The sequence below is a fragment of the Bacillus cereus group sp. BfR-BA-01310 genome, from assembly GCF_022664325.1.
Lineage (GTDB): Bacteria > Bacillota > Bacilli > Bacillales > Bacillaceae_G > Bacillus_A > Bacillus_A paramycoides.
Genome location: NZ_JAKUHD010000001.1, coordinates 24,384 through 49,781 on the forward strand (window position 1 = coordinate 24,384; position 25,398 = coordinate 49,781).

The window sequence follows — 25,398 nt, forward strand, 5'->3', positions numbered from 1 at the left end:
TTATAAAAACATAAAGTAATGTAAAACCGTTAAAACAAAAGAGTGAAACAATAATTCCCCCTTTTACGTAAAGGAGGAATTATTATGGGATATGGTGGTGGTTGCGGTGGATTCAGCTGCTAAAAAAAGACACTCTTATGAGTGTCTTTTTTTTATGCATTCATTTTAAATTGTAATACTACTTATATTATTTTAAGTATTACCGTCCTAGGTTTCGCTACATATCCATCAGGCTAATAAATTCAAATAACCCGAAACGAGAAGATTGACATCTCCAACAGAAAGATTTGATATCTTTATAACCTCATATATATCCCCCCATCCATATGGACAGGGGGTACATATATAGCATCATTCTTTACTTAATACTTTCTAATTCCCATTGGTGATAATTACCCGGTGAAGTTGTATGCTCGGATTTTAAAACACGCTCACCACCACCTACAAGCGGGGCAATACCATTATCTGCAACAGAACTAGTCCACTGATTTTCTCTAGATGTTATATAAGTAGAATCAGATTTTATATAGAAGCTCTTCTGATTAGGAATTTTGTCTAATTTAATAGCAGATCTATTCTGTTCAGTATCTAACCAGCTATAATCATAACCGTTTCCAAAGTTTAAATACTGGTAATTACTATGGCTACTATTCGTAAACTTAAGAAATACTTCTTCATCTTTTTTGAATGGTTCTTCAGGTTTAGATTTTCCTTTTCTTTCAATCAATACTGGTGTTGCTTGAATGTCTGGTCCATGTATTGCTTGTTGGATAGGACCGAGTCTCAATCCGTCCCAATTATTCCCCTTAAGTGAAAAGTGTACATATCTCCCATTAATTGATTGATTTAAAGTACCGGCAGACCAAGATTCCTGTACACCTTCATAAAAGCGAGCAGATGACTTCAAATAGTACTTTTTACCTTCTACTATAGGTTCTCCAGAATTATCTACTACTAATTTATCGATAGCTTCTAGATAGCTTTTATTTGAAACAAGAGGCGTGAAGACTTCAGTTTTATTGTCTTTTGCATCAATGAGTTCAAACTTTGCCTGATATTCTCCAAGAGATGCACGGTTTACTGCTATGTCTACAGGCTCATTTTCTTTAGATTCATATACATTTGAATTCTGATTTCGAACTAATGTTACCTTTTGGCTCTCACCTTTTTTATTTCGAACCGTAACAAATATTTCTTCACCCAAATTAAATATCCCTGGTATAACCGATGCATAAATCTTTTTCTTGCTATAATCATAACTGCTATATGATAGAGTTGGTCGTAGTGCACGATTATCAAAGAAACCAAGGTTCTTACCTCGTTCTAAAAGAGTCCGACTTGGACCATAACGAACTCGTTCTTCGTTTGGGCGACCATTTACTATATAATTCGCTACCCAACCTTTATCAGCTATCCCAGTATGAGCAAAGAATTCGTCTAGTGAAAGATTATGATTAATGTTAGCAGGCTTTTCCTTGCCCGTTCTTGGTGTATAGATTCTATATTTCGGTATAGAACCGTAGTTTGTTTCTACCAATGTAGTAGAAGCATTTACATTTGATGCAAAATGCGACCAATCTCCTAAATTTACAAATTGTCCGTCTTTCATTGTATACACATTCATCGTACTAGTAGGCAAGACTTCAATAGAAAGTGGTGCCCCTTGTTCTACCGCTTTTAATTCATCCAGTGTTAGGGAAATTTTCACATCCGCTTGGCCTTCTATACTATCCATTAGAATTTCAGTTTTATTATTTCCACCTTTTGCTGTAGTTAACAAGTTGGCTTTATAACGATCTTGTGTTGCCTTTACAGTATTAATAATTTTATTTCCTAATCGAATGTTAAAGTGCGGTGAAACATCTCCAGCAGATGCAGTACCCGTATTTTTATATTCTAGATGAAGCCTCACATTTGCTGCTTTTGATGAATCAACAGTGGTTGCTGTCGACCAGTCAAAACTATTAGAGATGCTTTCTGTTTCCGTTTTTGTATTTGAATAACCATACCCCACGTTTATCGATCCTTTACCCGATGGTACAGGGCCCGCTGCTGATCCTTCAGCGCCACCTTCACCAGCTAAGCCAACATTAAAAGAATGTTGTACAGATAAGCTTTTTTCCCAAGTCTTAGTACGTGACTCACCATTTGAATCTGTAATACTAGCAACAGGAGTAATATCAATACGTTTTACAGCAATTTGTAGATTTGGTACATTCGCGATCATAGGGTTAAAATCTATATCAGAATCACTATCATAATGCTCCACTTCATAGCTATCTGTAAAAGGGTCTCCATCTGAGTTTGCACTCTTGGGATTTGTTATAAATCTCTTTTTTCCAAAGTCTTGCACTAGGTCATATAACTGGGCTTCATTTTTCCCTGTCTTTTCATTAAATACAATTTTAAATCCTTTTTCTTCCACATCATTAGGAATACCATCTTCGTCCCAATCATTATTTTCCTGAGGCTCTTCCATAATCATGACTCCCTTTTTTCCAGAATCGCCATAGATAATATTCTGTCCTTCCTTTAAATTTGTATCTTCTTTAAAGGTTTCTACTTTTCCGTCTTGTTCAGGCTTTGTTTCAGCTAAAGCAGGAGCTGTTATCGTCAATGCCATAGTTAAACTACTTACTGCACCAAGTATTGGCTTTAATTTTTTCATCTTAGTTTTCCTCCATATTTCCTATACGTGTTTGAACATCTACTAGTAAGATTGATTTCATAATATCTAACAAGTCTTTCATTTCTCTTTCGCAAATGTTACAAAAGTCTTTCACAAATCTTTTTTTACTTTATCGATATAACGAGTTCCGTTGCAGAATTTCTTAACACATAGAAAGATGAGAAAATTGCAGAAACGAATTTTATAATCATATCCTAACCAAACAAAAAGGAAGAAGAAATTTTCTATGCTTCCTCCCTGTTTTACTTTGCTATTTACTAATTTTTAAATCTGATAGGTGACAAAAATAAAAGGAACACTACTTTTTTTAAAGTTGTGTTCCTTTTATTGATAAACGATTTAATTATAAAAGATAAAATCCCTATAATTACACATACGATTCTGCTTAAGAATTGTCCCAGTTCCGCTGTTCCTCCAAAAATAAAGAAATTAAAATATAATTACCTTCAATACAGTCATCTTATTATGTATATCTTTCAATTCACTTTCGTAAATGTTACAAAAGACCTTCAACCGTCTCATTTCTTCTCAGATGTAACAGGAAGAGTAAACCAAAATTCACATCCCTGTTTCCCGTCTTGGCGATCTCGAACACCAATTTGTCCTTTATGCAGTTCAACTAGCGATTTTGCAATAGCTAAACCAAGCCCAGAGCCTCCAGATTGTGAACTTCTTGATGGATCCGTTCTAAAGAAACGGTCAAATATACGCAATTGATCATCTGGAGAAATCCCTTCTCCTTCATCACACAAAGTGAATTGAACTTGCTGCTTCTGTTTATTTTCCTCTACAATTAATTCGATTGCTCCACCTATAGGAGAATGCCGAATCGCGTTATGCAACAAATTATTAATAACTCGAGCTATTTTACATGGCATAATCCAAATTCGTGGTAATGTCTCAGAAACGTGCAATTGCAAATCAATCTCTTTATCTTGCAATAAGATATCATGTGAATCTATTACTTTTAATAGAATGCTATCTACATGTATTAAACTTGGATGAAAAACTTCTTGTCCAAGTTCTAACTTAGAAAGGTCAAATAAATCATTAATTAATCCACTTAATCGTTGTATATCATTTAGGATTGTCTTTAAATATTGTTGTTTCATATCAGGGTCTTCAATTAATCCATCTTGTAACGCTTCTATCATCAATTGTATGCTAGCCATGGGTGTTCGTAAGTCGTGGGAAATATTCGCAATCAGCTCTGTACGTGCTTTTTCTCCTTTTTCTAATTTAGCAAAGCTTTCGTCTAACTTTTTGGCCATTTCTTGAAAAGCTTCCGCTAATTCTTTAAACTCTTCCGGTTCTTTCCCTATTATGTACATCGTTCCAAATTGTCTATCACTAAATTGTTTGGTTAAGGCAATTAAATTTTGAATAGATCTCATAATAGGACGTGTCATTAACCAATAAATAATCGTAGAAATAATCATGGCTACAATTACTATTACTATTAATAATCGTGTCTGTTCTGGTCTAAGTAACATTTGCCTTTCACTGTACCATATAGAAATTACCATGATACCCGTGCTTAATAGATTCATCAATAAAAGTTGATATCGTAACTTCATTTATCGTTTCCTCCATCTGGTTCGAAACAATAACCGATGCCCCAAACCGTATGAACCCAACGGTTCTTTGTTGTATGCTTCTCCAACTTCTCACGTAAACGACTCATTAATACAGTTACTGCATTTGTGCAGCCCTCATACTCAAATCCCCAAATTTGTTCAAGAAGCTGGGACCGTGAAAACACCTGTTTAGGATGCTTTGCCATGAGATAAAGCACCTCAAACTCTTTCACCGTTAGCTCTATTTCATATTGACAAACAAATACACGTCTTTTTGTTGGATCAATTTTCAAATCTAGAAACTCTATCATTCCTGATGCAGACTCTATTCCTTGAATTGTTACTTGACTTCCTCTTCTTAATATAATTTGTACCCTTAATACTAATTCACGAGGTGAAAAGGGTTTTGTTACATAATCATCCGCTCCCATTGTTAATCCTAAAATCCGCTCTCTTTCTTCTCCTCTCGCGGTTAACATAATAATAGGTACATTAGAATGTTGGCGAATTTCCTCACATAGTTCCCATCCATCTTTTCCCGGCATCATCAAATCTAAAATAATTAGATCTGGTTGGTATTGTTGAAATACATTCCATCCTTCTGTTCCGTTCACAGCAGTGTATACTTCATACCCTTCTCTTTCTAAGTACCGTTTACATATCTCTCGTATACTATCTTCATCTTCTATAATTGCAATTCTTGTTTTCATACATTAAGTCTCCTCGGTTCCTTCATCAATGGCGATTGATATAAAATCAATATGCGTAAGTTCATATTAGTTTATATACATTGCATTTTCCTTTCAAAAATATAACAAAACCCTTTCACAAATATCATAAAAAATTATCACTCAAGTAAAAAAGTTTCTTTTTCAATAGCTGAGAAAAAGAAACTTTTCACTTTTTAGATATACATGTAACTTAACCTAAATGGTATTTAGAGCAACCTTCTTTTCCCTAAATTAATTTTTTACCTTCCGTTACATTATGAATTATCAATCTAACTTTTTAAGTGAATTTTGAAAGGAGCCTCTTACTTCTATGCATAAAATATAACGTCTACTGAAACTAGGAGTTGTACTTCAAATTCAAGTTACATTATCCCTCTATTAAATCCATTTTTCTTTGCCTGATCAAATTACTTCAGACCACCTATGTTTCTACAAGATAATAGCTTGATCTTTCATTTTCAGAGATTTATTTGCTAGTTATGATTACATGCTATTTGCACTAACATCACCAACTGAGTCACCATTATAAATTGGGAAAAACAGAGTAACAGTAGTTCCTTTCCCAACTTGGCTTTTTATACTTATTTTTCCACCATGACTTTCAATAATTCGGTAACTCATCATGAGCCCAACACCCGTCCCCTTTTCTTTTGTACTATAAAAAGGTTCACCTAGTCTTTTAATTCTTTCTGAAGGAATACCTACTCCTTTATCTAAAATACAAATCTTAACCTCGGTACTATTATGTTTTTTCACGCTAATGATGATTTCTTGACCATTTTGTATAGCCTCAATAGAATTTTGTAAAATACTATAGAAAACTTGTTTTAATTGAATTTCGCAACACTCAACCAATAAGTTTTCAACATCCATATTTAATGCAATACGAATATTCTTCATAATTGCTTGTGTACTTATTAAGTCGACTACATTATCTAATATAGTACAAAGGTTTTTGGGTTCAAATACTGCAGCATTCGGTTTTGCAATAGATAAAAATTCTTGAATAACTTTTTCTATACTACTGATTTCAGAAAGTATTAGGCTTAAATATTCTTTATCCTTCCCTACTTCCTGTTGCAATAATTGCATGAACCCTTTAATTACTGTTAATGGGTTACGAACTTTATGAGCGATCCCAGCTGCCAATTGCCCTACTGCATTAAGGGTATCTGATTTCTTTAATAATTCCGTAGTTATTGTACGCTCTGTAATATCACGTACAATAATCATAATTTTATCCTCAAAAAGCGGTAAAAGTCTTGCTTCAAAATAATAAATTTCATCATCTAGTTGTAGAGAATAATCTATTAATACAGGAGCGGATGAAGTTTTTATTTGATTAATAGCCTTCTCAAATTGCTTTATGATAGAAACTGGTAATATCTCTTGGAATTTCTTCCCTATAAATTCTTCAATTGGAACATAAAATTTGGATATAGCATTAACTTTACAATCCTTAATGGTCCCATCAAGTTCCGACAAAAAATACAAATCAGGAATTGCTTTAAAAATTAATTCTAGTTCAGTCGAGGTTTGTTTAAGTTTTTCTTCCATCCTCTTACGCTTAGTTATATCAATTCCAATTGCTCCAATACTCCATCCTAAATTTGGAATACTATGTAAAATGTTGGACCACATAATAGTTTTTATCTCTCCACTTTTACATGTTATATTCACCTCCCAATCTCTAGATTCGTGACCATTATGCAACAACTCGTTACATAACTGATTTCTATAAGGTTTATGAGGATGTAGCAATTCCATCATTTTTGGATTGTTAATTATTTCATCTGCATTATATCCAGTTACTAATTCACATTCCCGATTCCACATAATAATATTTCCTTTTTCATCAATAGCATTAATCATAATCGGCATATTTTGTAATACACTGCCTAAACAATTTTCTTCATGATTTGTTATCGTATTTATTTGTGAATCTTTTTCATGAAATTTTTTAAGGTGTAATTGTTGTGTTGCCATCTCTTCAATTAGATTTGCAATGCATTTAAAATGTGCTATATGAGAATCCGCAATAACCTCTTTATTAATACTTGTTCCTATAACAAAGGTTGCTATATGCTCCTGCTCAATAATGATGGGAATATGCATTTCTTGGGGCAATTGGATTTTCTGATTATGAAAAAAAGGGTCACCTTTGGAAAATATAACATTTTGATTATTATCAAGGAGACAGAATGGAACTTTAGTTAAATTATAAAATTGCTCTGTTATATTCTTAAACTCATTTATATTTATAAGATCTTTAAGTGTGTATTTCACTATTTAACCCATCTCCTTTATATTTACTATATCTTTAAGACTCCCCATATAAATTTTCCAACTAGAAGCAATAAACAATTACCTATTACAATGATGCTCTTGTTCTGAAATACCATAGGATCAACCGCGTACTTGTATAGAGTAATAAAATATAAAAAGACCGCAAAGCTTTCTTAAAAAACGCTCCGTGGCCTTATACTTTCTTGTTTCACCTAAATAAAAATCAATTGTATTTCTTTCTAAATCAACGGCACGCTATAAGTAAACTTATTATCCTCTTACTTTTATATAAACTATTTAATTCTAAATCGTACTGATAAACCTAGTTTATAATCATCGTACAAACAAAAAACAATCGATATTTCCCTATTATCCTTACTAAGTCGCTTACCGTTTACAACATAATACTTAGCTGATGGTATCAACATTTACAAACTAAGCAATTACTGATAGCGTTGTAATCTAAAACGTTATACCGTTTCATCATCCCTATCAAATCTCAAAATCTTATGTTGCATCATACCTGCCATCTTAAAATGAGCATAAATATCTGGTTAATAATGTTCTCATTAAAAAGCTAGCGGTTTACTCATACTTTTCCCCTTCATTATTAGATTCATAACATGAGTATGTCCAAGTTTAATAACACATTTTTAATGATTCACAATTTTTATTCACCGAATTTTTTTGTCCCCTCCTAAAGACATTTTTTTCATGCTCTCCTCCGTAATATAAGACTATTTAGACAACAAAAATAGTTTTTGTAACTTTTGTAACTGATTTTGTAATTAATGAAACCAAACATAAGACAAACGCAAAGTATACATAAACCAAACATAAACCAAATACAAACCAAATATAAACCAACTATCAGTTTTTTTGGATAAAACCTTATTTCAAACCTCCTCCATCTACAAATCTGTTTTAAAATATGAATTTAGTATTTTATTTACAATCTACTCGACCTATTTTTATACAGCAAACATTTAATTACACTCCCACATGACGACTATATTCACAATTTATTGGAGATGAAAAAAAACAGTTGCTAAAGAAATCTCTTGTTTAATAAATAAATTTTATAAAACTGTAGTACTAAAAATCATTAACACGAATGATAACTTTTATAAAAAAGAGAGTCTCATTTTTCAATGAGACTCTCTTTACTTTATATATATTTAAATAGAATTTTCAGCTCTATCATTCCAAATAAATACTCGAGTGAAAACTACCATAATTCCTACAATAACTAAAAAATATAGGGGCATGACTACTAATGAACCTGTATGAAGCTGGCTCATTCCCCAAATCGTCATCGTCACTATTATATAATAGCCTAGGCTAAACAATGCACCGGCTGTACCAATGACATCTTGAAAATCTACTAACGCTAAGCTTAGACAGTTAGGTAACGCTACCCCAATTCCTAGTAGCAATATAAACATCGCTACTAAAAATCCAATCATATATAGTATGTTTGGATTTGATCCAACAGAAGTAATAACAGATAAAATGACTGCTCCCCCTGTCATTACAATATAACCTATATATGATTTTCTCCGGTTTATAAATAGGCAGTATCCGTTTTGAAACTTTCGCTCCAATAATAGAAGCAGACGCAACTACAATTCCAAGAAATCCGTACATACTAGGCGATAACTGAAAGTATTCAATAAAGATAAACGACGCTTCCGCATAATAGCTAAATAAAACACCACGTAACATTACAAGAGTTACGTGGTATGCAAACTATGATATATTAAATTTTCACTGATTGTTCTTCTTGATAGATAATTTCACCATCAATAATTGTTGTTTCTACTTTTAAATCTTTAATTTGATTTGGATTGACACTTAAAATGCTGTCACTTAATATAACTAAATCCGCCAACTTTCCGACCTCTATGCTTCCTTTTATCTCTTCTTCAAAACTAGCATAAGCGCCATTCCATGTGTATAGTTTAATAGCTTCCATTACGCTTATAGATTGATTAGCACCAACCTCTATTCCAGACTTGGTTTTTCTATTGACAGCAACATGAATTCCTAATAAAGGATTATAGTCAGTAACTGGTGCATCCGAACTACCTGCTGCAATGATGCCACGATCAATAAAATCACGAGCAGCGTACATGTGATTAACACGATCACCATAATGCCGGACATATATCTCTCCAAATTCATATGGAAATGGAGGGTTTGGAATTGGAACCATCTCTAGTTTTTTCATTCTCTCTTGTAAATCCGGTGAAGAAATTCCCGCGTGCTCGATTCGATGACGATGATTTTTTCTTGGTGATTCCTCTAGCGCCCTTTCTACACAATTTAAATACATTTCAATAGCTTTATCACCTTGTGCATGTACAGTGATTTGATAACCTTTTTTATGCGCTTCACCTAAAACCTTATAGATTTCTTCCTCACTATAATAAAGAATACCGTAATTGTTAGGGTCACTTGAATATGACTTACGGGTTGCAATTGTAGGACCAGTACTACTCCCATCTGTAAATAATTTAGCCGGTCCAACTTTGAATCTCTCATCTCCGGTACCAGTTATCACACCAGCTTCGATCATTTTATTAACAAATTCATGAGAGTTATTTATTTGACATATCATTGCATATATTCGGACACGAATATCCCTACTCTTCACAGCTCGTTGTAGTAAACGAAAACTCTCAGGTCCATCTCCACCTGCGTCATGTATACTTGTTATGCCAGCTGCAACGAAATGATCTGATGCGATTTTCACAGCCTTCATCATTTCACTTTCTGTATAACTTGCAACCTCGCTCATTCTCATATTTGCTGCTTCAATTAACTTTCCTGTAAGCCTTCCTGCCTGATTTTTTTCAATAACTCCCCCACTCGGATCCGGTGTGTTCTCGTTAATTTGCGCAATTTCTAATGCTTTGCTGTTCACCACGCTTATGTGGTGGCAAGTACGAGTTATAATAATAGGGTGTTCAACTGAAATTTCATCCAGCTCAGTAATTGTTGGATATCGCTTTTCCTTCACAGCTGTTTCATTAAAGCCCCAAGCACGTATCCATTCACCTTTTGGCGTCTCTGATGCCTTCTTTTTCAGATCATCTAACAAAGCCTCGATAGAATCAATATGTTCAGCTTTACAACTGACAGCCAACTGATTTAGTCCATAAGAAATGAGATGAAGATGGGAATCAATGAATCCAGGAAGAAGCGTTTTTCCTTGCAGGTCAATTACATCCGTTTTTTCTCCTATAAAACTCTTAACCTCCTGATTCGAACCAACAACTGCGATGCGATTATCTTTTATTGCTACAGCTTCGACTACTGCATTCTTTTGGTCGACTGTAATAACTTCTCCATTTATCAAGACAACATCAGCTTTCATAAACTCAACCCTTTCGGAATTACCCTTTTCGAGTAATTCATTCAGTATTTAAAGCTATATCTCTCAATATGCCACCTTACTTTTTATCGAGTTTACCAATGATTAATTAAAGTTGAGCTAAACATTCTTTTATTGTTTTAACGATAAAAGTAAAATCTTCCTCTGTAATGCTTAATGGAGGTGCAAGTTGTAAAATATTATTGTAACCTGCAACAGTGTCACCATTTTTACCAATAATTAAGCCTTTTTCTTTACAAGCATTGATGACCTTGTTCATCTTTTCAATGGCAGCTGGTTCTTTTGTTTGCTTATCTTCCACTAGTTCAATACCTAAAAGAAGGCCCTTTCCGCGAACATCTCCTACGTTTGGATGCTCTTTTACATCCTCTAATTCATATAACAGTCGTTCACCCAATTCTTTGGAACGGTCAATGAGTTTCTCATTCTCCATAATTTCTAAATTCTTCAAAGCTAAGGCGCAAGCAGCAGGATTTCCTCCGAAAGTATTTACATGGCGGAAGCGATCATAATCTTCACTACCTACGTATGCCTCATACACTTCTCGTCTAACTGCTGTTGCTGACAAAGGAAGATACGCACTTGTAATACCTTTTGCCATTGTAATGATATCTGGTTTGACGCCATAATTCATAAATCCAAACGGCTTCCCTGTTCGGCCAAATCCACATATAACTTCATCACAAATGAGCAACGCACCGTGCTTCTCGCAAATTTCTTTTACTTTTTTCATATATCCATCAGGAGGCATTAATATGCCGCCTCCGGTAATAATCGGCTCCATAATCACACCGGCTACCGTTTGGCTTAACTCCCATGTCATGACACGGTCGATTTCTTCAGCACTTGCCAGTGTATGAACATCTTCTGGATTGCGATACGTATCAGGCGGTGCTACATGCAGGAATCCTTGCCCCAATGGTTCATATTTATACTTTCGTTGTGCTTGCCCTGTTGCTGCAAGAGCTCCCATTGAGTTACCGTGATAAGCACGATAGCGTGAAATAAATTTATAGCGTCCATGATCACCTTTTTGTTGATGATATTGACGAGCAATTTTAAACGCTGTTTCATTTGCTTCCGATCCACTGTTAGAAAAGAAAATAACGTATTCATCACCAAGCCATTCATTCAATTTTTCTGCTAATTTGATGGCAGGAACATGACTTTGTGTCAAAGGGAAATACGGCATTTCTTCGAGCTGTTCAAACGCCGCTCTTGCAAGCTCTTTTCTGCCATACCCAACATTCACGCACCAAAGACCAGACATACCGTCTAAATAACGGTTTCCATCAATGTCCGTCACCCATGCTCCTTCTGCTTTTGTGATAATTAAATTCGTTGGACTAGGGGCCGCTCCTCTCATCGCATGCCAAAGGTACTTTTCATCTGCTTGTTTCAAACTTTGTGTTTGTTCTGTCGCTTGCACAATCACCAACTCCATTCTATCTTTTTATGATTTCACATAAATTTTTTAATAACGAGCCGTAAGCATTTTCTTGCGAGTATAGAATTCTACACCATCTTTTCCATTTGCATGGAGATCACCATAGAAAGATTTCTTATAACCAGAGAATGGGAAGAATGCCATTGGAGCAGGAACTCCAAGATTAACCCCAAGCATACCTGCATCAATTTCTTCACGGAATTCACGAATAGCTTTCGCGCTATTCGTGTACAGGCATGCACCATTTGCGAATGGTGATGCATTAGCAACATGAATCGCTTCCATTAAGTTTTTTACGCGTACAACAGAAAGAACCGGTGCGAAAATTTCATCTTTCCAGATTTTCATTTCCTGTGTCACATTGTCAAAGATCGTTGGGCCAACAAAATAACCTCGGTCGTTTGCTGCATCATCTTCACGTCCGTCACGAATAAGTGTCGCTCCCTGCTCTACACCGGATTGAATGTATCCAAGTGTTCGCTCTTTATGTCCTTCGCGAATAACAGGACCAAGGAACACACCTTCTTCCAGACCATTACCAATCGTAATAGCATTAGCCTCTTGAAGCAGTCTATTAACGAGCTCATCTGCAACGTCTTCTTCCACGACAACAACTGCCGCTGCCATGCATCGTTCACCAGCCGAACCAAAGGCAGCATTTGTAATTTCTTTCACTGTAGAACTAAGGTCCGCATCTTTTAATACAATCGAATGATTTTTTGCCCCCGCAAGAGCTTGTACACGTTTTCCGTTAGCTGCCGCTGTTTTATATATATACTCCGCCACAGGTTGAGAACCAACGAAAGATACAGCCTTCACATCCTCATTGTCGAGAATACCGTTAACGACATCATGTGCACCATGCACAATATTTAGTACTCCATCTGGAAGACCTGCTTCTTTAAACAGTTCAGCTATGCGATTAGCAAGCAACGGTGTTCTTTCAGATGGTTTTAAGACAAACGTATTTCCACATGCAATCGCGAGTGGAAACATCCAGCACGGCACCATCATCGGAAAGTTAAATGGCGTTATTCCTGCGATTACTCCGATCGGGTAACGATACATCCCTGATTCAACACCAGTAGCAATATCAGGAAGTTGCTCTCCCATCATTAAAGTTGGAGCGCCTGCGGCAAATTCAACACATTCAATCCCCCGCTGCACTTCACCGTATGCTTCTTGATAACTTTTTCCATTTTCCAAGGTAACGAGTTTAGCTAACTCTTCCCAGTTTTCAATCAATAGCTGTTGATAGCGAAATAAAATCCGAGCACGCCTAGGCACAGCTATCTTTCTCCATGTTTTGAATGCTTCTTTCGCAGTTGCTACAGCTCTATCTAAATCTTCTTTAGTCGAAAGAGGTACACGAGCAATAATCTCTCCTGTTGCTGGATTTGGTACATCTTCAACATGCTTACTTGTGGATTCTATCCATTGTCCGCCAATATAATTTTTCAACGTTTGTACATTTTTCGTTACTACCATGGTGAAACCTCCTATTTTCAGATAACCATCCTATGTTATTACGCCCGAAAAAAGAAAGCGCATTCATTAGACGGTATGTAAACTTATTTACATATATTTCTTCAACATTACTAATCTAAATTTCTTATCCATTTCACACGCAGGAGCAGTCATCTGCTTAGCATTTGTCCAATCCCCAGTTCACATTATTTCAGAATAATCTCGTGGTTCATCTTATAATTCTTTTTCAAAAATACTGGGCAATCCCATTCACAAACAAGATCCTTAGCCAAGGAAACAACCCAATCTTTTGTGATATGATATTTTTTCCCATCAACAGTTATAAACACTTCACCGTCTGTCACATAGAAAACTTCCTGTTCTTCTACATGCCACGTTCCTTTATTCGGTTCGCCTACCCATGGTTCCCATGTGTAGGCACCTAGTTGCTCAGCTTCTTCTGCTGTAAGTTTTTTCGCAAAAAACATGATAATTCCCTCTCTTTCTAATTGGTAATTTTGACAGAATACGTTCCTATAAATCTACCGGCTTAACATTTGGATCTTTTAAACGTTTAAACTCTTTTTTCATAAAATATATGGCAATGAGAACACCTGGGATTTCTGCAGCAGGAGCAGCGTACCATACCCCTTCTACACCCCAGTATTTCGGGAAAATAAATAGAAATGGTAACATGAACAACAATATTTTGCTTACACTAATAAACGTTGCCGACCAGTTTCTCTCTTGTGATTCGAAATAACCAGAGATAAGTAAGCTGACTGCACTAAGTGTAAACAGACAATTAAATACAACTGTCGTCCAAATACCCAGTTTCTGCAATTCAGCATTACCACCAGAAAAAAATGACACAATTGGATCTGCAAAAATGATTAGTATAGCTGTCACAACTACAAAGAAGGAAACTGTAAAAATGAGTCCCATCTTAATTGCTTGTTTCACACGATCAAGGTTTCCTGCACCGTAATTATAACTAATAATCGGTTGGAGTCCTGTCATCCCGCCGAGCGCTGCTAAGGCAAGTAGATTGGTAATGTAACCGTTTTGAATCGTGAAAGCTGCAACATGTAGACCACCACCGTAACTTTGCAGTAAGTTGTTGGTGAAAATAATTGCAATAAACATCATGAACTGACTCGAAAAAGATGCAAATCCAGTCCAAACTACTTCACCAATCTTTTTGAGATTAATCATCATATCTTTCATTTTTGGCTTAAGTTTTGTTTTACCAAACCAGAAATAAAAGATTAAGAGAACAGGAATTGATTGCGAAATCGTATTAGCCCATGAAGAACCCATCATCCCCATGTCATACTTCGTTACCATAATCCATTCTGCAATCCCAGCAACAACTGCTGCGACTAACCAACTGTTCATTGATAATATAGGTTTTTCATCGATATTAGTTAAAATACTTAATACAACAGCTAATATCGTTAATGGCAACGAAATCCATAGCAGTCGGCTATATTGCACCGCATACGGAAGCGCTTCATCACTTGCTCCGAATAAAATCATAATATCCTTTTCAAAGACCAACCCAAGTATAGCTAACAAAGAAGAAAGGAAAAGAGTAAACCATAAAGTTTGCCCCATAATACCTCTAGCTTCTTCTATCTTCCCTTTCCCCAGTCGAAGTGAAATGACCGCTCCGGCTCCTACACCCAAAAGAACACCAATCATACGGGTAATAACCATGACCGTAAATCCAATTCCGATCCCTTCGATTTCTAGCTCCTGAAAGCCACTGACGAAAAAGCCATCGATAACCGATACAACTCCTAGAATTACGTTAGCCATAATCCCTGCCAATGCAAACCGTAAATATAGTAACGGAATACTTTTGGTTCCAAGCACTGAATCATCCACCGGTTTATTCTTTACTTCTCGTTTCTCTATTTTCGATGACGGACGGTTGTCCACTATTTTCATGAGCATATCCCCTTACAAATAATTTATATAGCAAGTTAAGCTCAATTAATTTGCATACCAACCTACAGGCTTAGCATGCTGGTGGATATTGATTTGCTTCGTTTCCATAAAATGCTCCAGCCCAACAGTACCTAACGCCCTGCCGATTCCACTTTGCTTATACCCGCCCCAAGGACCTTCCACATAAGCAAGATGATAACTATTAATCCAAGTAATTCCCGCACGCAATTTACTAATAACACGTTTCGCTCGGTCCATATCTTCCGTAAATACAGCACCAGCTAATCCATAAATGGAATCATTCGCTTTTTGGATAGCATCTTCCTCATCTTTAAATTTCTGTACAACAAGGACTGGACCAAAAATCTCTTCCTTAACAATACACATATTCTCATTTACATCAGCAAATATTGTTGGTGCGATGAAAAATCCTCGATCAAGCCCATTTTCTGTTAAGCGCTGACCACCGCAAACTAATTTTGCACCTTCTTCGATTCCTCTCTGGATATAATGTAACACTTCATTCATATGAGATTCGTTTGTGAGAGCTCCCATTTCAATGTTCTCATTTTCTCCGTTGCCAACTACAATTTTGTTCGCACGCTCGGCCAATCTTTCAACAAACTTATCGTAAATGGTCTCTTGCACAAGCAAACGAGATGCCGCTGAACAAACTTGCCCAGCATTGTGGAAAATACCAAACATCGCATTATCAACTGCGGTTTCAAAATCCACATCGTCAAACACAATAAGTGGAGATTTACCACCTAGTTCAAGTGTGATTTTTTTCATATTGCCAGCAGCTGCGCGCATAATACTTTGGCCTGTTGTTGTTCCACCGGTAAAGGCAACTTTATCAACATCATGGCTCTCTGCAAGCTCATTCCCAACTTTTGAGCCAGGTCCCAATACTAAGTTTGCCACTCCGTCAGGAAGCCCAACTTCTTCGATAATTTCAAACAATTTGTATACGCTTACAGGAGTGACATCAGCAGGTTTAATTACAATTGTATTCCCTGCGGCAAGTGCCGGAGCAATTTGCCAAACAGCTAACATAAGCGGGAAATTCCAAGGTACAATAAGTCCGCAAACACCAATCGGTTCATGAATAATAATCGTTTCCGAGGCATCCTCGCGAGTGTAAGATTCTTTTTTCATGCCTTTAATTAAGTCAGCATAATAGCGGAAGCATTGAATTGATACAGGAATATCCACATAGGTTGTGGCACGAATAACCTTACCATTATTTGCCGTTTCCAAACGGGCAATTTCAACTATCTTCTCTCCAAGACGGTCTGCAATTTTATATAAATAGTCAGCTCTTTCATCCGCCGATAAACCCGACCATATTCCGCTGTCAAATGCTTTACGAGCTGCCTTAATTGCTATCTTCGCATCATCCGCTGATCCATGAGCAGACGTTGCAATAACCTCTCCGGTTGCAGGGTTAATAATGTTTCGTCTATCACCGGATAACGCTTCTACCCATTTCCCGTCAATGAACATGTTAATTTCCATAAACACCTCTCCTTTATGCAATAATATCTACTAGTTTGAAACCAATATGTGCTATATTGACCAGCATCGTTTTCTGATTATAGAACGGGAATGATTTGAGGCGTTCCTTTTCAAATCGATATCCACCTGCACTCCCCGTTGTGATCCATTGTGCCAATAACTTACCAAACAATGTTGAGAGAGACGCACCATGGCCCGTATAACCCGTTGCGAAATATGCGCCTTCTTTAGATCTGCCAATAACCGGGAACGTATCAATTGTCACGCCGATAAATCCACCCCACCTGTAATCAATCTTGCTTCCTTCTAGTTTTGGCATTATTTTAACCATGGCATCGTAAACACTTTGATAAACAGCATCACCTAAGTTTGGACGAATGTCACCACCGCCAAATACGATCCGATTATCTGGTGTACGTCTGAAATAGTAAAGGAAACTGCTTGTATCAAAAACCATGCGATCTTTAGGAATGACGCTATTCACCAATGATTCTGGAAGCTGTTCAGTAGCAATAATACGTGCCGAAATTGGCAGTACGCCTTTATTCAATTCAGTCATGATTTTTCCGGAGTAACCATCTGTAGCAACAATAATGTCTTTCGCTGTAACAGCACCTTTTTCTGTAACAACTTTCACACTATTTCGGCCGTACTCAATAGATAGTGCTTTCGAATGCTCAAAGATTTTTGCACCGATCGATTTAGCTGCTTCTCCCAAACCAATTGCATAATTCAGTGGTTGGAACGAGTAACTCGAGTCGTCGACTAGGCAACCATAATATTGCGGGGAATCTATTTCTTGATGCAACTGACTTCGATTAAGCACGCTACATTCATATCCAAAATTTTTGTTTAAATATTCGCTTTCAAGTTTCAATCCTTCAAAATGCTTAGCTTTGTAAGCCGCCACAATGTGGCCTGTCTTTCTAAAGTTACAATTGATTTGATGCTCATCGATGATGTTTTTAACTAGTTCAACACTAAGCAGCGAAAGATCGTTAAGTTGTCTCGCCTCTTCGGCACCATACTTCTTGGCAAGCTCCTGCATCGTCGGCTTATAGCCTGGCAATACCATCCCGCCGTTGCGACCGCTTGCGCCATATCCGATTGTTTCTTGCTCAAGGACAATGACACTCTTCCCTAATTTTTGCAAATGATATGCAGAAGAAAGACCTGTGAAACCTGCACCAATAATGACAACATCCGCCTCTTCATTTCCTTCAAGAAGTTTTCCTTTGTCATAGCTGTTTGCAGTCGCCGTCCACAATGAGAGAGTATCCATTCGATCCATCTTATCCATAGCTAATCCTTCTCCTTTCGTGACATGTATGTTACAATACACTCAAAAATATTCGAAATATTCACACTTATTGAATTAATAATATGACTTGGAGCTTCCTCCAAGTCAATAGCCATTTTAGAGTTTTTTGAATTCATTTTGCGAAAAAAATGGAGTAACTCCACTTTTTTTCATCGGGGGGACATCTATGAAGATTGGTACATTTGCAAAACTTTTTCATGTTACGACTGATACCGTTCGTTATTACATTGAACTTGGATTATTAATACCAGACAAAAAAAACACTCAGTATCAAATGAACCAATTGTGCTTCGACGACATGACTTTTATTACTGAGCTAAAAAAATTTCATTTTTCATTGCTAGAAATCCAACGAATTTTATCGTATCGGCGTGTCACAAACTTCTCGGATCATGAGGATATCGACTACTACAACAACTTGCTCATTGATAAAAAGAACGAGCTGGCCAAGAAAAAAGAAGACATATCAAAAGCCATCCAATTAATTGAAAAAGCGGTTCAAACTAGCTCGCCTTCATCTGAAGAAGAGAATCTTACAGGGATCCCACTTTCCTTTGTAGATCTGCTCTATTGTCCGAAGTGCCACATTCCACTTGAAATGAAAGATGTAACGATTAAAAAAGTTTACATTCACACGGGGAGTTTAACTTGTTCCTGTGGATATGAGGCAGCTATCGAGGATGGTATTATCATTACCGCAAACTTGTACGAGACGTCCCCTTATCCATCTTATTTTTACGATAAAGAAACGATTAAAGAGATCAATCCCAAAATGATTAACTTATTTGAAAAAATTAATTTTCAGTTTCAAAAAGTTCTACAAAATATAGATTTGAAAAACAAATTAATCGTGGAAACAAACGTTGACGCTTTTGTGTCACTACCCAAATATATCGATGTTCTTGAAACGAGCGCGTCCTATGTATTCAGTGGCTATTCTCTTGCGATGCTCAAGAAGGTTAGAAACAGAATTGAGCGTATGAAACCGAAACCACGTGTCCTTTATATTTTGAATTCTGATTTAAATCTGCCATTAAAACCGCTTAGCATCGATGTTTTTGTGGATAGTTTTTCAGTAACTGATTTTTCACTGCTCAATCCGAAGTTCCCAATTCACGTTCTAAAAAACTATTTACATAGCAGCTCAACAATTGTCGGCGGATACTCGTATTATGATAGCTCGGCCAAATCCTTGAAAAATATTTCAGCCTTATATCCAAATTCCCACGAGCATATTTTATATCCAAAATACTTAGAAGAAAATTTATCAGGCCACGAATTCCAAATCATGCAAAGTGAAAATATCGGTTACTGTACAGATCCAGGACCTTATTTTGATTATCATGTAATAGACGAAAAATTCCACATGCTAATGTATTTGGCTAGTACGAAAAAATAGCACACAAAAAGAGGTTGTCCGGAAAGTAGGCTAGTTCACGGATGAGACAGCACCCTTGTAGCTAAAATCATGGTTAATCTGAAAAATGATAGCACAGGCAGAAGCAGCTTTGAAATTCTTGAGCCAATCATGATAATTCACCAGATACAGGGATATACATACATTCGTACCTTAAAGATTATGGATTGACTAATCAACAAACATAACACACCACACTTCAACAAGAAAAAGCGCCATCACAAGTGACGGCGCTTTTTCTATGTAAGAGCTACTAAAAGGTATCCTTCTAGCCTACTCCCATTTATAAGTCCAAAATTGTTCAAGTTGCAGCCATTTTAATGTTGCTGCATCTTTATTTTTTATTTTTGCATGCGTGTCTTCAAGCATTGCTTCTGTTTGTGAACGGTGCGCGCCTAGTGCAGCTAACTTATGTTCAAATACTTCACTAATATTATTTACAACATCCGGTTCACCTAGTACAGCTTCACGATTTTTTGTAATTGCAACTGCATGAATGACTGGACGCTCTTCTTTTGGCATACGTGATACAGCGCGAACTACAGCACGGCCAAATGCATCATGATCTGGGTGTACGCCATGCTCAGGATAAAATGTAATAATTCGAGATGGATTTACTTCTTGAATGATTGCTTCAATTTTGTCTGCAACGAAATCAACATCTTCAAACTCTAACGTTTTATCATGGAAACCGAGCATTCTTAAATCTTGAATCCCCATCGCTTCACATGCATCTTTCAATTCTTTTTCACGGATATTTGGAATCGTTTCACGGTTAGCGAATACATTCTTACCCATGTTACGTCCCATTTGTCCAAGAGTACCACATGCATACGTTACAGGTACTCCTTGATCTGTTAATAAGCGAATTGTTCCTCCCGCAGCAAATGCTTCATCATCTGGATGCGGAAATACAACAAGTACATGTCTCTCCATAAGTTTCCCTCCTTCTTACTTAAATGGTGTTAAGCTTAATTCAAGCGCAACTGCTAGGCGACCTAAATTATCATGTCCAGCTAGTAATAAACGCTCTTGATCATCTACTTCCCAATGCGTAATACCTTCAGCATATACCCATCCGTGATCCATTTTCAGACCAACTCGGTATGGGTTTGTTCCAGTTATCTTCCCGCGTTCAAAGCGGATAATTGCATTTCGAATGAAAGCACCAACTGTCATCATCTTTTCATTTATGTGTGATGCATACGCTCCGTTCGTCGTTTCTAAATGAATATATACATCTTTATTTACAAAACGTTCAATTTCATTTTGAATAAGAGAACTATCTTTTACTATTTCCATCGGAATTCACCTCTTTAAACCATTTTACGCAAAAATAATGTAAATTGCTATCTCTATATTAGAGGACAACGCTCACTTTTCCTAATAATTTGCACTGTGTTTTTTTTATTTTTTATATGATATGTAAAATCATCATTTTTTCTTTCACTTTGTTAAACAGTTTTCTTTCTTTTTTGAATTTGCTACAATATATTTTATGTAGAGGGATACATTTCGACAATTGAATACATAATTTAAAGAAGGTGACATGCTTGGAACACTCAGTACATGAAGTAGCAAATTGGCAATATTATTTTGCAATTGCCGTATTTTTAGTCACATACGGTTTTATTATTTCTGAGAAATTGAATCGTGCTGTAATCGCACTATTCGGTGCTGCTATTATGATTATTTTTGGAATCGTAGATTTACATACTGCTTTCACATCACATATTCAATGGGAAACAATCACTCTTTTAATCGGGATGATGATTCTCGTACATATTACGAGTCAATCAGGCGTATTTGAATTTGTAGCCATTAAAGCAGCAAAAGCAGCTGGCGGAAAACCGATCCGCATTTTATTATTACTATCCCTATTAACCGCAGTCGGTTCTGCATTTTTGGACAACGTAACGACCGTATTATTAATCGTGCCTGTTACACTATCCATTACACGTATTTTAAAAGTAAATCCTGTGCCTTATTTGATTTCAGAAGTACTATTTTCAAATATAGGCGGCACAGCAACACTAATCGGTGATCCACCGAACATTATGATTGGATCGGCTAATAAGCATTTAGACTTTAATGCCTTTTTATTAAACTTAGCTCCAATCGTACTTATTATTTCTATCGTTACATTAGGAATTATTTACTTCATGTATCGTAACAAACTAAAAACAACATCTGAGCAAATCGAAAAACTAATGGCATTAAATGAAAAGGATTACATTAAAGATCAAAGCCTCCTTTTAAAATCCATTACGATTTTAGGACTAACCATTTTAGGCTTCGTACTTCATTCTATTATTCATGTAGACGCTGCAGTTATTGCGATGACAGGTGCTACACTTCTTATGTTAATCGGCGCGAAAGAACATGAAATAGAAGATATATTTGCTCACGTTGAATGGGTGACAATTTTCTTCTTCGCTGGACTATTCGTTCTCGTTGGCGGGTTAATTGATATCGGACTCATTTCTTCACTCGCAAAAGAAGTACTTAACGTAACAAATGGTGATATCGGTTTCGCTGCTATACTTATCTTATGGGTATCTGGCATCGCATCTGCGACAATTGACAATATCCCATTTGTCGCAACGATGATCCCTCTTATTCAAGATTTAGCTACAGGACTCGGACTATCTGTCGATTCTCCGCAAATCGAAGTACTATGGTGGGCGTTATCTCTTGGAGCTTGCTTAGGAGGAAACGGAACGTTAATTGGAGCATCAGCAAACGTAGTCGTTGCTGGTATTGCAAAACGTGAAGGACATGGATTTTCTTATATGGACTTCTTAAAAATCGGCTTACCACTAACAATCATCGCATTATTATTATCACATGTTTACATATATTTACGTTACTTAATGTAAAGGACATGCTATTTACTTACCAACAAATGACGAAAAACTTTCAAACAATACAAAAAGGTATGCAGCACTACGCCGCATACCTTTTTCCATCACCAAAATATACCTATAATTGCTAATCCACCTAAAATAATCCCACCAATTTGTCCGATAATTGCTGGCGATAATTGAACACCTTTTCTCACTTCAACAACTGGTCTTTCGTGCCTTAGTTGCTGCACTTCACTTTGAAGTTGGTGTACACTTCCGTGCAATTCTTTAATTAGTTCTTTTAATTCAGCGACCTCTTCATTTACTGGTTTTGCTTTTTCTAAGTTCATTTTACATAACTCCTTATAAGTTCAATCAGTACACTGTAAAAATTCGCCAATTATTGTTATATCTCCTGCATACTACATATGTAATATGGAATGTATTTTTAATCTTGCAGCTCTATCCATTCATCCCGCATCATCCCCATAATCATACGATCAAAGCACTTTCCATCTCGCTGAACTGCTTCTCTCATACACCCTTCCATCTGAAAACCCATCTGTTTATACAGTGCAATGGCTGCTTTATTATAAGAAATAACGTCGAGGCCGACCCGGTGTAAATTCATTTCATAGAAAGCATACCTTAAAATAAGATGTATTGCTTCTCTTCCATATCCTTTTCCCCTATCATTTGCATCTCCTATTCCAATTGCTAATAAACCTGTTCTGTTATTCCACTCTATACCATGAATTGCAACAAAACCAATTAGACGATCATCTTGAACCGTTCTTAACATGAAAGAAATACTATTTGATCTCCGCCCCTTTAATAGCTCATCATTTGATATTTCATGTAAAGATTGCGGGAACGCTAAGTCTGTATCTACATTTCTTAAATACTCACTATCCTCTTGCCACACAGCCATTACTTCAGCATCAGTTACTCTAATAGCTGATAATTTAATTGTTTTATCTTGAAAAAGATTAATTGTCATTTGAAACTCCCCTTTTTTTAAATAGCGGGGATAATTATTCTAGCCTATTTATCCCCTTGTCCTTTGAACTGTTGTATGAACAGGATACTTACAATAAGCGCTGACATTGGCACATCTCCTCTACATTGAATTAACTTTATTGTATAGTTTTTTATTTATTCTAACAATAATAACGATAAAAAGACCCTCAAATTTAGAGGGCCTTTCCTAGCAACGAAACGATATTATTTTGTAAACATTTTCTCTGCTTCATCCATTGCCATTTTGCGACCTTTTTACGTGCTTGAAACAAGAATATAATATTATTTACATTAAAAAATCTTTTTGGAGGAAACGCCCCATGCAAGAAAGATATGAAATAAAAAGATTTACTTATCTTTCTCCATATATTCTTTAATCTTTCGTTCTTCCCATTCTTTTCCGAATACCCCTAATGGAAGAGTTGTCAAACCGTGTATAACAATACCTATTCCCCAACCTCCAAGTGGATATAAAAACCATAATTTACTTGAATCAGAGATTACATTTATTAAAAAAAGCATCAGATTAACTAGTATATAGAGCGTTAAATGAACGTAAAATGCTTTTAAATTCTCCACCCTTTTTTTAGCTCGTAAATAAATCTCATCTTGCTCCATCTTTAAACACCTCTTTCATAATTGTAATTTTTTACACTCGCTTCGATTTTAATATCATATTCTAATCGAAAATCTCTTATTCTCAAAAATTCACAAAATAAAAAAGATCGACTTCATTGTATATTTTTTGTTTATTCTAACAATAACAATGATAAAAAGACCCTCCAAATTTAGAGGGCCTTCCTAACAACAAGACGATATTACTTCGTAAACATTTTCTCTGCTTCATCCATTGCCATTTTGTTTCCTAAAGCCGAATAGTCAAGCCATGGTTGGTCATTAATAATGTATACGTGCTTACCTTTAACAGCTTTTAAGTCTTTCCAAATTGGTATTTCTTGTAGTTGTTTAAATGCGGCTTTTGCTTTATCGTCTCTATTTACGACAACGAAAATCGCATCCGCATCGAAGTCAGGTAATACTTCTTGTGAAATGACTTCGAAAGGACGGTTTCCATCAATTTTCTCTACACCATTTGCGGGTTGTAATCCTAAGTCTTGGAATAAAATTGGTCCCATCGGTCTTTTCGTACTAAATACACGTAATTCTTTTGCAGTAACGCGAATTGCCATTACTTTTTCGTTATTACCTAACTCTTTATCTATTAAACTTTTTACTCGTTTTGATTGCTCTTCATAGTCTTGAATATATTTCTCTGCTTCTTTCTCACGGTTTACAAGCTTACCAACTTCTTTTAAATGATCTCTCCACGTACCTTCATCTAAATTGAAAGCATGTGTTTTTGCAATCTTTTCGTATTTCGCTAAATCTTTGCCAGCATATTTTTCATCAACATAAATTTCAGATGGCTTTAATTGAAGCAATGCTTCCATATTTGGATCTGTTACAACACCGAGTTTCTTCGTATCTTTCAACTGCTCTTTTGCGTGTGGTAAGAAATCTTTTAAATCTCCACCAATAACAGAACCTACTGGTGTAATTCCTAATGCAAGTAAATCATTCGTTAAATGAATAGACATAGAAGCAATTTTTGGATCATTACTTTTTTCAGTTTTTTTAGTTGCCTCTTCACTAGATTTCGTTTGACCACATGCTGATAATACTAAAATACACATAATGCTAAATAAAATAGTAAGTTTCTTTTTCATAT

At 36.1% G+C, this 25,398-nt stretch carries 19 protein-coding genes and 2 pseudogenes; 2 read left to right on the plus strand and 19 right to left on the minus strand.

From position 1 onward, the window contains the following. Positions 1–358: 358 nt before the first annotated feature. The 13 genes and pseudogenes from MR109_RS00145 to MR109_RS00200 form a co-directional block, all read right to left on the minus strand. Entirely contained in the window at positions 359–2,668 is a 2,310-nt protein-coding gene (locus tag MR109_RS00145) for a binary toxin-like calcium binding domain-containing protein (protein ID WP_242270399.1), read from the minus strand. 539 nt (positions 2,669–3,207) lie between these two features. Next, positions 3,208–4,266: a sensor histidine kinase gene (locus MR109_RS00150; protein WP_242270401.1), complete on the minus strand. Its 1,059-nt coding sequence runs from the start codon at positions 4,264–4,266 to the stop codon at positions 3,208–3,210. Continuing rightward, positions 4,263–4,976 carry a response regulator transcription factor gene (locus tag MR109_RS00155; protein ID WP_242270403.1) on the minus strand — a complete coding sequence of 238 codons (714 nt, stop codon included), beginning with the start codon at positions 4,974–4,976 and terminating at the stop codon, positions 4,263–4,265. Before MR109_RS00155 ends, MR109_RS00150 begins: the two co-directional genes overlap by 4 nt. Before the next feature lie 504 nt (positions 4,977–5,480). Next, the gene (locus MR109_RS00160; protein ID WP_242270405.1) at positions 5,481–7,283 is read right to left on the minus strand and encodes an ATP-binding protein; all 1,803 of its coding nucleotides are present in this window, start codon (positions 7,281–7,283) and stop codon (positions 5,481–5,483) included. A 148-nt stretch (positions 7,284–7,431) separates the two neighbouring features. Beyond that, positions 7,432–7,538, minus strand: a pseudogene (locus tag MR109_RS30355) (IS6 family transposase); the annotation flags it as partial. A 923-nt stretch (positions 7,539–8,461) separates the two neighbouring features. Continuing rightward, positions 8,462–8,999, minus strand: a pseudogene (locus tag MR109_RS00165) (MFS transporter); the annotation flags it as partial. A 43-nt stretch (positions 9,000–9,042) separates the two neighbouring features. Continuing rightward, positions 9,043–10,662 carry an amidohydrolase gene (locus MR109_RS00170; RefSeq protein WP_242270407.1) on the minus strand — a complete coding sequence of 540 codons (1,620 nt, stop codon included), beginning with the start codon at positions 10,660–10,662 and terminating at the stop codon, positions 9,043–9,045. Positions 10,663–10,768: 106 nt separating this feature from the next. Continuing rightward, positions 10,769–12,124: an aspartate aminotransferase family protein gene (locus MR109_RS00175; protein WP_242270409.1), complete on the minus strand. Its 1,356-nt coding sequence runs from the start codon at positions 12,122–12,124 to the stop codon at positions 10,769–10,771. A gap of 30 nt (positions 12,125–12,154) precedes the next feature. Continuing rightward, complete coding sequence (locus tag MR109_RS00180; protein WP_098790123.1) at positions 12,155–13,615, minus strand: CoA-acylating methylmalonate-semialdehyde dehydrogenase; 1,461 nt, start codon at positions 13,613–13,615, stop codon at positions 12,155–12,157. Between the two features lie 185 nt (positions 13,616–13,800). Then, complete coding sequence (locus tag MR109_RS00185; protein ID WP_025150470.1) at positions 13,801–14,082, minus strand: cupin domain-containing protein; 282 nt, start codon at positions 14,080–14,082, stop codon at positions 13,801–13,803. A gap of 46 nt (positions 14,083–14,128) precedes the next feature. Continuing rightward, positions 14,129–15,547: an MATE family efflux transporter gene (locus tag MR109_RS00190; protein WP_098308300.1), complete on the minus strand. Its 1,419-nt coding sequence runs from the start codon at positions 15,545–15,547 to the stop codon at positions 14,129–14,131. Positions 15,548–15,592: 45 nt separating this feature from the next. Next, on the minus strand, positions 15,593–17,065 hold the full coding sequence (locus MR109_RS00195) for an aldehyde dehydrogenase family protein (protein ID WP_242270410.1): 1,473 nt from the start codon (positions 17,063–17,065) through the stop codon (positions 15,593–15,595). Between the two features lie 13 nt (positions 17,066–17,078). Continuing rightward, positions 17,079–18,365, minus strand: a complete 1,287-nt coding sequence (locus MR109_RS00200) for an NAD(P)/FAD-dependent oxidoreductase (protein WP_025150467.1) — start codon at positions 18,363–18,365, stop codon at positions 17,079–17,081. A 187-nt stretch (positions 18,366–18,552) separates the two neighbouring features. Here MR109_RS00200 and MR109_RS00205 point away from each other — a divergent pair, with 187 nt between their 5' ends. Further along, the gene (locus MR109_RS00205; RefSeq protein WP_242270411.1) at positions 18,553–19,785 is read left to right on the plus strand and encodes a MerR family transcriptional regulator; all 1,233 of its coding nucleotides are present in this window, start codon (positions 18,553–18,555) and stop codon (positions 19,783–19,785) included. 291 nt (positions 19,786–20,076) lie between these two features. Here MR109_RS00205 and bshB2 read toward each other — a convergent pair whose 3' ends face one another. After that, a complete protein-coding gene (bshB2, locus tag MR109_RS00210; RefSeq protein WP_025150465.1) occupies positions 20,077–20,739 on the minus strand; it encodes a bacillithiol biosynthesis deacetylase BshB2 in 663 nt (220 codons plus the stop codon). A gap of 15 nt (positions 20,740–20,754) precedes the next feature. Then, a complete protein-coding gene (locus MR109_RS00215; RefSeq protein ID WP_000407045.1) occupies positions 20,755–21,105 on the minus strand; it encodes a YojF family protein in 351 nt (116 codons plus the stop codon). A 251-nt stretch (positions 21,106–21,356) separates the two neighbouring features. Between MR109_RS00215 and MR109_RS00220 the strand changes: the two genes are divergently transcribed. Then, entirely contained in the window at positions 21,357–22,682 is a 1,326-nt protein-coding gene (locus MR109_RS00220; protein WP_242270412.1) for an ArsB/NhaD family transporter, read from the plus strand. Between the two features lie 89 nt (positions 22,683–22,771). On the opposite strand, the gene MR109_RS00225 is transcribed toward MR109_RS00220, so the two are convergent. The 4 genes from MR109_RS00225 to MR109_RS00240 form a co-directional block, all read right to left on the minus strand. Further along, entirely contained in the window at positions 22,772–22,999 is a 228-nt protein-coding gene (locus MR109_RS00225; protein ID WP_002172778.1) for a hypothetical protein, read from the minus strand. A 98-nt stretch (positions 23,000–23,097) separates the two neighbouring features. Continuing rightward, positions 23,098–23,649 carry a GNAT family N-acetyltransferase gene (locus tag MR109_RS00230; RefSeq protein ID WP_242270413.1) on the minus strand — a complete coding sequence of 184 codons (552 nt, stop codon included), beginning with the start codon at positions 23,647–23,649 and terminating at the stop codon, positions 23,098–23,100. A gap of 368 nt (positions 23,650–24,017) precedes the next feature. Beyond that, positions 24,018–24,287: a 2TM domain-containing protein gene (locus tag MR109_RS00235; RefSeq protein WP_242270414.1), complete on the minus strand. Its 270-nt coding sequence runs from the start codon at positions 24,285–24,287 to the stop codon at positions 24,018–24,020. 200 nt (positions 24,288–24,487) lie between these two features. Further along, entirely contained in the window at positions 24,488–25,396 is a 909-nt protein-coding gene (locus MR109_RS00240) for an iron-hydroxamate ABC transporter substrate-binding protein (RefSeq protein ID WP_242270415.1), read from the minus strand. Between the last annotated feature and the right edge of the window lie 2 nt (positions 25,397–25,398).